We start from the raw sequence: 11,209 nt of genomic DNA on the forward strand, positions 1-11,209 counted from the left end.
CGTTACTCCTTGCCTTCGATCAGCTGCAGCAGTTGAGCGGTAGCGGCGCGCCAGTCCGGCGCCTGAGTAATGGCGCTGACCACCGCCACGCTACCTACGCCACAGGCCAACACGTCGGCCACGCGATCGATACTGATCCCGCCGATCGCCACCGTCGGATAGTCACTCAACCCGAGGATATGGCGTTTCAGCTCTGCCAGGCCCTGGGGAGCGGAAGGCATGTCTTTGGTTTGCGTCGGGAAGATATGCCCCAGCGCAATATAAGAAGGCTTCACCGCAATGGCTCGCGCCAGCTCGGCGTCGTCATGGGTGGAAACGCCTAAACGCAATCCGGCGCGGTGGATGGCCGCCAAATCGGTAGTCTCCAGGTCTTCCTGGCCCAGGTGCACGCCATAGGCATCGTGTTTAATCGCCAATTGCCAATAGTCATTAATAAACAGCCGGGCGTTGTACCTTTTACCGAGCGCAATGGCGGCGGCAATATCCTCTTCGACCTGCTCATCCGGCAAATCCTTGATGCGCAGTTGGATGGTGGTAACACCCGCATCCAGCAGGCGAGCAATCCATTCGACACTGTCGACTACCGGGTATAACCCCAGCTTGTACGGGGTGGCGGGGAAAGGCGTGGTGATATCAGTCATTGCTCAGTTCCTCTTGCAGGTTGCCGGCGCTGTGGTAGAGCTCACTGCCGCGTGAACGGAACTCGGCCGACATTTTTTCCATGCCGGTGAGTTGTACTTCTATCGGTTTGGCGGCTTCCTGCGCAGCGGCATAGTTGCGTACTTCCTGCGAAATTTTCATCGAGCAGAATTTGGGGCCGCACATGGAACAGAAGTGGGCGATTTTGCCGGACTCTTGCGGCAGGGTTTCGTCGTGATAAGCGCGGGCGGTAGCCGGGTCGAGCGCCAGGTTGAACTGATCTTCCCAGCGGAATTCGAAACGCGCCTTGGACATGGCGTTATCGCGGATCTGGGCACCCGGGTGGCCTTTGGCCAAATCGGCGGCGTGGGCGGCAATTTTGTAGGTGATCAGCCCCTGTTTGACGTCTTCTTTGTTCGGCAGCCCGAGGTGCTCCTTCGGCGTGACGTAACACAGCATGGCGCAGCCGAACCAACCGATCATCGCGGCGCCGATGCCGGAGGTGAAGTGGTCATAGCCTGGAGCGATATCGGTGGTTAGCGGGCCAAGGGTGTAGAACGGCGCTTCGTGGCAATGCTCCAACTCTTCGGTCATGTTGCGACGGATCATTTGCATCGGTACATGACCCGGGCCTTCGATCATCACCTGCACGTCATATTCCCAGGCAATTTTAGTCAGTTCGCCCAGCGTGTGCAGTTCGGCGAACTGCGCTTCATCATTGGCGTCCTGAATTGAGCCGGGGCGCAGGCCATCTCCCAGGGACAGTGAGACGTCATAGGCGGCGCAAATTTCGCAGATTTCGCGGAAGTGCTGGTACAGGAAGTTTTCCTGATGGTGTGACAGACACCATTTAGCCATGATCGAACCGCCGCGCGAGACGATGCCGGTCAGGCGCTTGGCGGTCATCGGTACATAGCGCAACAGTACGCCGGCGTGGATGGTGAAGTAGTCAACGCCTTGCTCTGCCTGCTCAAGTAACGTATCGCGGAACATTTCCCAGGTCAGGTTTTCCGCCACGCCGTTCACTTTTTCCAGCGCCTGATAGATAGGCACCGTTCCGATCGGTACCGGGCTGTTACGCAGGATCCACTCGCGGGTTTCGTGGATATAGCGGCCGGTGGACAGGTCCATCACCGTATCCGCGCCCCAGCGGGTGGACCAGACCAGTTTTTCGACCTCCTCTTCGATGGATGAGGTCACCGCCGAGTTGCCGATGTTGGCGTTAACTTTCACCAGAAAATTGCGACCGATGATCATCGGCTCGGATTCGGGATGGTTGATATTAGCGGGGATGATGGCGCGTCCAGCGGCCACTTCCTGGCGAACGAATTCCGGCGTGATGTTCTCCGGCAGATTGGCGCCCCAACTTTGGCCTGGATGCTGCTGGCGCAGGACATCGCCACGGATACGCTCGCGGCCCATGTTTTCGCGGATGGCGATAAACTCCATCTCAGGGGTGATTACGCCAGCGCGGGCGTAGTGCAACTGGGTGACGCATTTGCCGGGTTGCGCCTTGCGCGGCCGCGGCAGATGTTCAAAACGCAGGTGATCCAGACCTTCATCCGCCAGGCGCTGCTGGGTAAAGCCGGAACTGACGCCATTGAGCAGTTCGGTATCACCGCGTTCAGCTATCCAGCCTGCACGCAGTTTTACCAGGCCGGTATGCACATTAAGTTCAGATTGCGGATCGCCATAAGGACCGGCAGTGTCGTATACCGGAATGGGTTCGTTGGGCTGGTACTGTGGGTTGTCTTTGTCGCCGCCAAGCAGTGTCGGGCTAAGCTGGATTTCACGCATCGGCACCTGCAGATCGTTGCGAGAGCCCTGCAGATAAATCCGGCGTGAATTGGGAAAGGACACGCCCTGAAGGGTATCGATAAACTGCTGGGCTTCTTCGCGTTGCTCTTTACGGGCACGGGGTTTTTTAACGTTAGACATAGCAAGTTCCTACCAGTGTGTTGGGTTGGGAATGTTGCTTGTCTGGAGCTCGGAGGGAGTAATGATGCTGGCCGACAGGGCGGGATTATCCCTGTTGGGATCACCTGCCTGTGGCGATAGATTACTCTTGTTCCCTTCGCGGGTATTAACCCGATCAGGTTCCGCGGATCCCGAATTAACGGTCTCAGCCTGGCCAATTTGATGAACAAATCAGGCGCTAGGCACTCCGACAAGATGCCCCCAGTATAGGAGGGTGAATAAAAAAAACTACAAAATTCTAACGTGCCTGATCCAGCGCTTTATCCGGCATCGTTTGTTGCCAGGCTTCGGTCGCCAGTTGGATCAGCTTATCTTCCAGGGTAAAACGTGCCGCCAGAGTTTCACCGATATCCGACAATGCCTGATGGAGTTCCAGGCACACATCCTGATCGATATCCACTTCGGTATAGCGATCGTGAAATGCCATAATCTGTTCGGTATTTGCCCACAGTTTGGGGTAGATGTTTACCGACAGCGTCATTTTCGGACTGGATGCGCCTTCCACTTGCTTGATAATTCTGTCATAGATATGAAAATGACCGGCGGAAAGGTAATCCACCAGATTATGGCAAAAGTTCTCCAGCGCTTTTTCATTCAGCGGCGTATGCTTTTCTTTATTCGGTTTGATACCCACGAGGGTGCAATAGGCGACCAGCAATTGCTTGCGAGCCTGAAGCCATTGATCAACTAATTCATTACTACCACCAACGCGCTGAGTCAGGCTTTCCAAACGGTTGAGCATGTTTGACTCCGTAAGTAATAAAACGTAACAGTAAGTTATTAAAATGTTACAAGGCCGATTTGTAGAGTGCCAGTGAAGCTGAGGTTGTGCAACAACGATATGGAACTTGCATTAACGGGTAATGAAAATGGCTGGTGGATTGTCAGCCATGAAAGCAAACTTTGGTTACCAAACGGTGAATTGCCGTGTGGTTTGGCGGCGTCATTCTCCCTGCAGGGGCGAATGGCCAGGGCTATTGGTGAATGGGAAGGGCTGCCGGTCTGGCTTGTCCGTCAGGCGATGCCGCAGGACATGGGCTCGGTACGCCAACTGCTTGAGCTCGATCGTGGACTGTTCCAGCTCGCCGGTAGGGGAGTGCAACTGGCCGACTTTTACCGTTCCCATCGCTACTGCGGTTACTGCGGCCATGAGATGCACCTCAGTCGCACGGAGAGTGCCTGTCTGTGCGGCAATTGCCGCGAGCGCTACTACCCGCAAATCGCCCCTTGCGTGATTGTTGCCATTCGACGTGACGACGAGATCCTGCTGGCCCAGCACGTGCGCCATCGCGGTGGAATTCATACTGTCCTGGCCGGTTTTGTTGAGGTCGGCGAAACGCTGGAGCAAGCGGCTGCGCGCGAGGTAATGGAGGAAAGTAATATTGAAATCAAAAACCTGCGCTACGTCACCTCGCAACCCTGGCCATTCCCGCATTCGCTGATGATGGCCTTTATGGCCGATTACCATCGGGGTGAGATCCGTCACGATCCGAAAGAGCTGCTTAACGCCGGCTGGTACCGCTACGATCGGTTGCCGCTTTTGCCGCCGCCCGGCACCGTGGCGCGCCGCCTGATAGAGGACACCGTAGCCTTATGCCGCGAGCAATAACTCGCTACAATAGCGGCAGATGAATAAGGGAGCCCCATAAATGAATGAGTTGAAGAACGATCGTTACCTGCGCGCGCTGCTGCGTCAGCCGGTGGATGTGACCCCCGTATGGATGATGCGTCAGGCCGGTCGTTATTTGCCGGAGTACAAAGCCACCCGTGCCCAGGCCGGTGATTTTATGTCGCTGTGCAAGAATGCGGAACTGGCTTGCGAGGTTACGCTGCAGCCGTTGCGCCGCTTCCCGCTGGATGCGGCCATTCTGTTCTCCGACATCCTCACCATTCCCGATGCCATGGGGCTGGGGCTGTATTTCGAAACCGGCGAAGGCCCGCGTTTCTCCTCGCCGATTACCTGTCGTGCCGACGTGGACAAGTTGCCGGCCTTCGATCCGGAAGTGGAGCTGGGCTATGTGATGAACGCGGTGCGTACTATCCGCCGCGAGCTCAAAGGCGAAGTGCCGCTGATCGGTTTCTCCGGCAGCCCGTGGACCCTGGCGACCTATATGGTGGAAGGTGGCAGCAGCAAGGCCTTCACCAAGCTGAAAAAAATGATGTATGCGGAGCCGGCTACGCTGCACCTGCTGCTGGATAAGCTGGCAGACAGCGTCATTTTGTATCTCAATGCCCAGATCAAAGCCGGCGCGCAGTCGGTGATGGTTTTCGATACCTGGGGCGGCGTGCTGACCGGCCGTGACTACCGCGAATTCTCTCTGCATTACATGCATAAGATTGTCGATGGGCTGCTGCGTGAAAACGATGGCCGCCGCGTGCCGGTCACGCTGTTCACCAAAGGCGGTGGCCAGTGGCTGGAGGCCATGGCGGCCACCGGCTGTGACGCGCTGGGCCTTGACTGGACGACCGACATCGCTGACGCGCGCCGTCGCGTAGGGGATAAAGTCGCGCTGCAGGGCAACATGGATCCTTCTATGCTGTATGCGTCACCTGAGCGTATTGCCCAGGAAGTGGAAACTATTCTGGCCGGTTTCGGTCACGGTGAAGGGCACGTATTTAACCTGGGTCACGGCATTCATTTGGATGTGCCACCAGAAAACGCCGGCGCCTTTGTCGAGGCGGTTCACGCTCAATCGGGCAAATACCATCGCTAAGGACCGGACGTGATAGATACTCAAGCCCTACGCGTGGAGCAATTGCAGCGCGCCTCGGAGGTGATTCGTTACGATGACTTCCAGACCGAGTCGCCGGCCTTTATTGCCGGTGCCGACGTGGGCTTTGAACAGGAAGGTGAGGTGACGCGTGCTGCCATTGCCATTCTGCGCTATCCATCGCTGGAGCTGGTGGAGTACCGGGTGGCTCGTGTCGCGACCACCCTGCCTTACATTCCCGGTTTTTTATCATTTCGTGAATACCCTGCGTTGCTCGCGGCTTGGGAGCAATTGCAGCAGAAGCCGGACCTGGTTTTTGTCGACGGCCATGGTATTTCACACCCGCGCCGTCTGGGCGTTGCCAGCCATTTCGGTCTGCTGGTCGACGTACCGACCATTGGCGTCGCCAAAAAGCGCCTGTGCGGTAAATTCGCCCCTTTGGACGCTGCCACAGGCGCGTTGGCGCCGCTGGAAGATAAAGGCGAGCAGCTTGGCTGGGTGTGGCGTAGCAAGGCGCGTTGTAACCCGTTGTTTATCTCTACCGGCCACCGCGTCGGGGCCGACAGTGCGTTGGCCTGGGTACAACGTTGTATGGCGGGCTACCGTTTGCCGGAACCTACGCGCTGGGCTGATGCCATCGCCTCGCGCCGGCCGGCCTTCCAGCGCTGGTTGCAGCAGCATCCAGAGGTGTCGCAATGACCGATTTCGGGTACACTGCGGCGCAGATAACGCGTAAGAGAGTGAATAATGCTACGTAACCCGATCCATTTACGTCTGGAAAAGCTTGAAAGCTGGCAACATTTGACCTTTATGGCCAGTTTGTGCGAGCGTATGTATCCGAATTACCAGATGTTCTGCCTGCAAACCGAGTTTGGCGATCCGGCGATTTACCGCCGCATTCTGGATTTGGTGTGGGAAACGCTGGTGGTCAAGGACGCCAAGGTCAACTTTGACAGCCAGCTGGAGAAGTTGGAAGAGGCGATACCTTCGGCAGAAGATTACGATCTTTACGGCGTTTACCCGGCTATTGACGCCTGTATCGCATTAGGGGAACTGATCCATTCGCGACTCAGCGGGGAGACGCTAGAGCACGCCATCGCCATTAGCGAAACGTCAATTCGCACCGTGGCGATGTTGGAAATGACTCAGGCCGGTAAAGAAATGACCGACGATGAGCTCAAGGTTTTGCCTGCGGTAGAGGAAGAATGGGACATCCAATGGGAAATTTTCCGCCTGTTGGCTGACTGCGAGGAACGTGATTTAGAGCTGATCAAAGGCTTGCGTTCTGACCTCCGCGAGGCCGCGGTGAGTAATATCGGGATAAATTTAACGCAATAAGGCAAGAAAACGTGATTTAACGCCTGATTTGTCATGCCTTAAGGCTTCACATCCGCACCCTGTCTGGTCTACATTTGGGGGGCGTAAAAAAAGTGGCTATCGGTGCGTGTATGCAGGGAGTGCTGTCAATCGGCATATCCGTCGCACTCGATGCTTTGCAAACGATAAACACACTGTAAGGATAACTTATGAACAAGACTCAACTGATTGATGTAATCGCGGACAAGGCTGACCTTTCCAAAGCACAAGCTAAACTGGCTCTGGAATCCACCCTGGCTGCTATTACTGAGTCTCTGAAAGAAGGTGATGCAGTACAATTGGTTGGTTTCGGTACTTTCAAGGTCAACCACCGCAACGAGCGCACTGGTCGCAACCCGCAGACTGGTAAAGAAATCAAAATCGCAGCTGCTAACGTGCCTGCGTTCGTTTCTGGTAAAGCACTGAAAGACGCGGTTAAGTAATACTGCGTGTTGGTGAAAAGATTAAACAGGGGGGCAATAGCGCCCCTTTTGTTTATCCGACAGGCGCTCATGGTCATCGGCCTTGCCGGTGTCCTGAGCGCCTGCAGCAGTCATTCAGATCCCCCTGCCTTTAGTGCCAGCGGCTTTGTGGCCGACCAGGGCGTTATTCGCCTGTGGCGCAAAGACGACGATCGGCATCGCCCACAGGTGCTGATGAGCGTCTACAGTCCTTATCGCGGTCCGGGCACCGTCACCACGCTGTACGAATACCAAAACGGCGAACTGCGCCAGATTAAACGCACCGATGCCGATGGCGATCGTGACTCTATCCAACTCCGCTTCACCGATGACGGCGAAGTAAGCTTTATGCAGCGTCAACTGGCCACGCGGCGTGAACAACTGACCGCCGATGAAATCGCGCTGTACCAATACCAGGCGCGTCGAGTGCTTGAAGTGAGTAATGCGCTGCGTGCCGGCAATGTGAAACTGCTGCAGGGGCGTTGGCAACAGGGCACGGTGCAAACCTGCGATGGCCAAACGTTGAAACCAGGGCTGGACGGCAGTGCCGAAGCCTGGATTGAGCGTCGCGCCCGCAACAGCAGCCAACCGGTGAATATTGCCTGGTTGGATGCGCCGGAAGGGCGTGAACTGCTGCTGGTGGCAAACGACGATTTTTGCCGCTGGGAACCGAAAGAAGATCAGCTATAAAAAAGGCCCCGCATGGCGGAGCCCTCAGAGATTTTAGCGTTCAGATCATTTGCCGCGTGCAATCGCACGATAGCCAATGTCCTTACGGCAGAAGCTGCCTGTCCACTGAATGCCATCCGCCAATTGGTAAGCGCGTTGTTGCGCCTGAGCCACCGTTTCACCCAGCGCGGTAACGCACAGCACGCGGCCACCGCTGGTCACCACGTCGTTACCCTGCATACGGGTGCCGGCATGGAATACCTTGCCGTCGGCGCTTTCTTGCTGCGGCAGACCCTGAATGACCTCACCGTTGTTATAGTCACCCGGATAACCGCCGGCTGCCAGTACCACGCCCAACGCAGGACGTTCATCCCATTCAGACGTTTTCTCATCCAGCTTACCTTCCGCACCGGCCAGGCACAGTTCAACCAGATCAGAGCGCAGACGCAGCATGATCGGCTGGGTTTCCGGATCGCCAAAGCGGCAGTTGAATTCAATGACTTTCGGTTGACCGTCCGCAGAGATCATCAGCCCGGCATAAAGGAAGCCGACATAGGTGTTACCTTCCGCCGCCATGCCGCGCACGGTTGGCCAGATAACCTGGTCCATCGCGCGCTGGTGGATTTCATCGGTCACCACTGGCGCCGGGGAATAAGCCCCCATACCGCCGGTGTTCGGGCCGGTGTCGCCATCGCCGACGCGTTTGTGATCCTGGCTGGTGGCCATCGGCACTACGTTTTCACCGTCGACCATGACGATAAAGCTGGCTTCTTCCCCATCCAGGAATTCTTCCACCACGATGCGGTGGCCTGCATCGCCGAAGGCGTTGCCTGCCAGCATGTCTTGCACGGCGTCTTCCGCTTCCTGCAGCGTCATGGCAACAATCACGCCTTTACCGGCCGCCAGGCCGTCGGCCTTGATGACGATCGGTGCACCTTTACTGCGAACATAGGCCAGCGCCGGTTCGACTTCGGTAAAGTTTTGGTACTCGGCGCTTGGAATATTATGGCGCGCCAGGAAATCTTTGGTGAAGGCTTTAGAGCCTTCTAACTGGGCTGCGGCCTGAGAGGGGCCAAAGATTTTCAGGCCGGCGGCCTGGAAGGCGTCAACCACGCCAATCACCAGCGGCGCTTCCGGCCCGACAATGGTGAGGCCGATATCGTTGCTCTGGGCAAAAGCGAGCAGGGCCGGAATATCGGTAGCGGAGATCTCGACGTTCGTAAGACCTGGTTCCAGCGCGGTACCGGCATTGCCCGGTGCTACGTAAACTTTGTCCGCCAGCGGTGATTGGGCTGCTTTCCAGGCCAGCGCGTGTTCGCGTCCGCCGTTGCCGATAATTAAAATGTTCATCAGGTGCTCCACGAAGGGCGTGCGCCGCAGCGCACGCAGCAAAAAGGATTAATGGCGGAAGTGACGCATATCGGTAAAGATCATCGCAATGCCGTGTTCGTTGGCGGCGGCAATCACTTCATCATCACGGATCGACCCGCCTGGCTGGATCACGCAGGTGATGCCAACGGCTGCCGCGGCATCGATGCCGTCACGGAACGGGAAGAAGGCGTCGGACGCCATGGCGGAGCCTTTGACTTCCAGACCTTCGTCGGCGGCTTTGATGCCGGCGATCTTGGCTGAGTAAACGCGGCTCATTTGCCCCGCACCTATGCCGATGGTCATGTTGTCGCGCGCATAAACAATGGCGTTGGACTTAACAAACTTGGCCACTTTCCAGCAGAACAGCGCATCACACAATTCCTGAGCGGTAGGTTGGCGTTCGGACACTACGCGCAGATCGCTTTCACTCACCATGCCCAGATCGCGATCCTGCACCAGCAAGCCGCCGTTGACGCGCTTGAAGTCCAGAGCGGCAACGCGTTGCTGCCATTGGCCGCAGGCCAGCACGCGGACGTTCTGTTTGGCGGCCAGCAGGGAGCGCGCTTCCTGGCTGATGCTAGGGGCGATAATCACTTCCACAAACTGACGACTGATAATGGCTTGCGCAGTGGCGGCGTCCAGTTCGCGGTTGAAGGCGATGATCCCGCCGAACGCGGAGGTAGGATCGGTTTGATAGGCACGCTCATAGGCTGCCAGAATATCGTCGCCTATCGCCACGCCACAGGGGTTGGCGTGCTTGACGATAACGCAGGCCGGTTCGGCGAACTCTTTCACGCACTCCAGTGCCGCATCGGTATCGGCGATGTTGTTGTACGACAACGCTTTGCCCTGTAGCTGATCGGCGGTGGCGACAGAAGCTTCCTGAACATTCTCTTCTATATAGAAGGCGGCCTGCTGGTGGCTGTTCTCACCGTAGCGCATATCCTGCTTCTTGATGTAGTTAAGGTTCAGCGTGCGAGGGAAGCGACCGGAAGGCTGCTCGGTTTCGCCATGGTAGGCCGGCACCAGCGCGCCGAAGTAGTTGGCGATCATGCTGTCGTAAGCGGCGGTGTGTTCAAACGCCTTGATAGCCAGATCGAAACGGGTGGCGTATTGCAGTGAGCCGTCGTTGTTATCCATCTCGGTAATGATAGCGGCGTAGTCACTGCTCTTTACCACGATGGCGACGTCTTTATGGTTCTTGGCCGCGGAGCGCACCATGGTCGGGCCGCCGATGTCGATATTCTCTACTGCATCTTCCAGCGAGCATTCCGGGCGCGCCACGGTTTGGGCGAACGGATACAGGTTTACCACTACCATGTCGATCGGCTTGATGTCATGTTGGCTCATGATGCCATCGTCCTGACCGCGACGGCCCAGAATGCCACCGTGCACTTTCGGGTGCAGCGTCTTTACTCGTCCATCCATCATTTCCGGGAAGCCGGTGTAGTCGGAAACTTCGGTAACAGGTAGACCGGCATCTGCCAGCAGGCGAGCGGTACCGCCGGTGGAGAGCAGTTCAACGCCACGGCTTGAAAGCGCTTCGGCGAATTCAACGATACCGGCTTTGTCAGAGACGCTGAGCAGGGCCCGGCGGATTGGACGAGGTTGTTGCATGGTTTTATCCCTTGGCTTTGGAGTCGCAATAAAAGAGCGTTACGTGAATTTCCACCTTCTACTCTCTATAAGGAAAGGTTTTTCTCTCTATAAAGGGGGTATCGGGCACAAATTCAGGTAACGCCCCCATAAAAAGGGGAGCGTTTCGTCGCGGGGAATTGTAGCGAAAACGTTTGCGTGGCGCTCGTAAATTTTCCGTGCAAATGGCTTCTGTGGATAAGTTTGTGCACAACAGGGTATAAGGCGGGCTTTTGCTGTGGAATGCAGCAAACGATCGTTTTTGTCGAAAATACCTGTTGCGGCCTGCGAGGAACTCCCTATAATGCGCCTCCATCGACACGGAACATGTGAACAACTTCACAGAGTCTCCGGGGTTCGAAGAGAAAAAATCCTGAAATTTAGGGGTTG

General features: G+C 56.5%; 11 protein-coding genes and 1 riboswitch. Of the genes, 6 read left to right on the forward strand and 5 right to left on the reverse strand.

The window, feature by feature from the left end; genetic code table 11:
• Positions 1–2: 2 nt before the first annotated feature.
• The 3 genes from thiE to M2407_RS25185 form a co-directional block, all read right to left on the reverse strand.
• Positions 3–641: a thiamine phosphate synthase gene (gene thiE / locus M2407_RS25175; protein WP_122076629.1), complete on the reverse strand. Its 639-nt coding sequence runs from the start codon at positions 639–641 to the stop codon at positions 3–5.
• Positions 634–2,577 carry a phosphomethylpyrimidine synthase ThiC gene (thiC, locus tag M2407_RS25180; RefSeq protein WP_259220128.1) on the reverse strand — a complete coding sequence of 648 codons (1,944 nt, stop codon included), beginning with the start codon at positions 2,575–2,577 and terminating at the stop codon, positions 634–636. The genes thiE and thiC overlap by 8 nt, the downstream gene beginning before the upstream one ends.
• A gap of 114 nt (positions 2,578–2,691) precedes the next feature.
• Positions 2,692–2,816: riboswitch (TPP riboswitch) on the reverse strand.
• Between the two features lie 38 nt (positions 2,817–2,854).
• Positions 2,855–3,358: an Rsd/AlgQ family anti-sigma factor gene (locus M2407_RS25185; protein WP_020828731.1), complete on the reverse strand. Its 504-nt coding sequence runs from the start codon at positions 3,356–3,358 to the stop codon at positions 2,855–2,857.
• Between the two features lie 99 nt (positions 3,359–3,457).
• On the opposite strand from M2407_RS25185, the gene nudC reads away from it, so the two are divergent.
• From nudC to M2407_RS25215, 6 genes are all read left to right on the forward strand, one after another.
• On the forward strand, positions 3,458–4,225 hold the full coding sequence (gene nudC / locus M2407_RS25190; RefSeq protein WP_020828730.1) for an NAD(+) diphosphatase: 768 nt from the start codon (positions 3,458–3,460) through the stop codon (positions 4,223–4,225).
• A gap of 40 nt (positions 4,226–4,265) precedes the next feature.
• Positions 4,266–5,330, forward strand: coding sequence for a uroporphyrinogen decarboxylase (hemE, locus tag M2407_RS25195; protein WP_020828729.1), 1,065 nt, complete (start codon positions 4,266–4,268; stop codon positions 5,328–5,330).
• Between the two features lie 9 nt (positions 5,331–5,339).
• A complete protein-coding gene (gene nfi, locus M2407_RS25200) occupies positions 5,340–6,026 on the forward strand; it encodes a deoxyribonuclease V (protein WP_201895826.1) in 687 nt (228 codons plus the stop codon).
• A gap of 48 nt (positions 6,027–6,074) precedes the next feature.
• Positions 6,075–6,665 (forward strand): YjaG family protein, encoded by a 591-nt coding sequence (locus M2407_RS25205; RefSeq protein ID WP_004953973.1) that lies wholly within the window; start codon positions 6,075–6,077, stop codon positions 6,663–6,665.
• Positions 6,666–6,853: 188 nt separating this feature from the next.
• Positions 6,854–7,126, forward strand: coding sequence for a nucleoid-associated protein HU-alpha (hupA, locus tag M2407_RS25210; RefSeq protein WP_012004757.1), 273 nt, complete (start codon positions 6,854–6,856; stop codon positions 7,124–7,126).
• A gap of 69 nt (positions 7,127–7,195) precedes the next feature.
• Entirely contained in the window at positions 7,196–7,834 is a 639-nt protein-coding gene (locus tag M2407_RS25215) for a DUF1481 domain-containing protein (RefSeq protein WP_020828727.1), read from the forward strand.
• 45 nt (positions 7,835–7,879) lie between these two features.
• Here the strand turns inward: M2407_RS25215 and purD are convergent, their stop codons facing one another.
• Both purD and purH read right to left on the reverse strand, forming a co-directional pair.
• Complete coding sequence (purD, locus tag M2407_RS25220) at positions 7,880–9,163, reverse strand: phosphoribosylamine--glycine ligase (protein WP_046374688.1); 1,284 nt, start codon at positions 9,161–9,163, stop codon at positions 7,880–7,882.
• Positions 9,164–9,211: 48 nt separating this feature from the next.
• Positions 9,212–10,801 carry a bifunctional phosphoribosylaminoimidazolecarboxamide formyltransferase/IMP cyclohydrolase gene (gene purH, locus M2407_RS25225; protein ID WP_201895825.1) on the reverse strand — a complete coding sequence of 530 codons (1,590 nt, stop codon included), beginning with the start codon at positions 10,799–10,801 and terminating at the stop codon, positions 9,212–9,214.
• Positions 10,802–11,209 lie beyond the last annotated feature (408 nt).

The organism is Serratia sp. BIGb0234 (assembly GCF_024809915.1).
Taxonomy (GTDB): domain Bacteria; phylum Pseudomonadota; class Gammaproteobacteria; order Enterobacterales; family Enterobacteriaceae; genus Serratia; species Serratia liquefaciens.

What these genes read in the sequence shown, in the direction of transcription:
- thiE (WP_122076629.1), bottom strand. Translation starts at nt 641, where the DNA reads ATGACTGATATCACCACGCCTTTCCCCGCCACCCCGTACAAGCTGGGG.
- thiC (WP_259220128.1), bottom strand. Translation starts at nt 2,577, where the DNA reads ATGTCTAACGTTAAAAAACCCCGTGCCCGTAAAGAGCAACGCGAAGAA.
- M2407_RS25185 (WP_020828731.1), bottom strand. Translation starts at nt 3,358, where the DNA reads ATGCTCAACCGTTTGGAAAGCCTGACTCAGCGCGTTGGTGGTAGTAAT.
- nudC (WP_020828730.1), top strand. Translation starts at nt 3,458, where the DNA reads ATGGAACTTGCATTAACGGGTAATGAAAATGGCTGGTGGATTGTCAGC.
- hemE (WP_020828729.1), top strand. Translation starts at nt 4,266, where the DNA reads ATGAATGAGTTGAAGAACGATCGTTACCTGCGCGCGCTGCTGCGTCAG.
- M2407_RS25205 (WP_004953973.1), top strand. Translation starts at nt 6,075, where the DNA reads ATGCTACGTAACCCGATCCATTTACGTCTGGAAAAGCTTGAAAGCTGG.
- hupA (WP_012004757.1), top strand. Translation starts at nt 6,854, where the DNA reads ATGAACAAGACTCAACTGATTGATGTAATCGCGGACAAGGCTGACCTT.
- M2407_RS25215 (WP_020828727.1), top strand. Translation starts at nt 7,196, where the DNA reads ATGGTCATCGGCCTTGCCGGTGTCCTGAGCGCCTGCAGCAGTCATTCA.
- purD (WP_046374688.1), bottom strand. Translation starts at nt 9,163, where the DNA reads ATGAACATTTTAATTATCGGCAACGGCGGACGCGAACACGCGCTGGCC.
- purH (WP_201895825.1), bottom strand. Translation starts at nt 10,801, where the DNA reads ATGCAACAACCTCGTCCAATCCGCCGGGCCCTGCTCAGCGTCTCTGAC.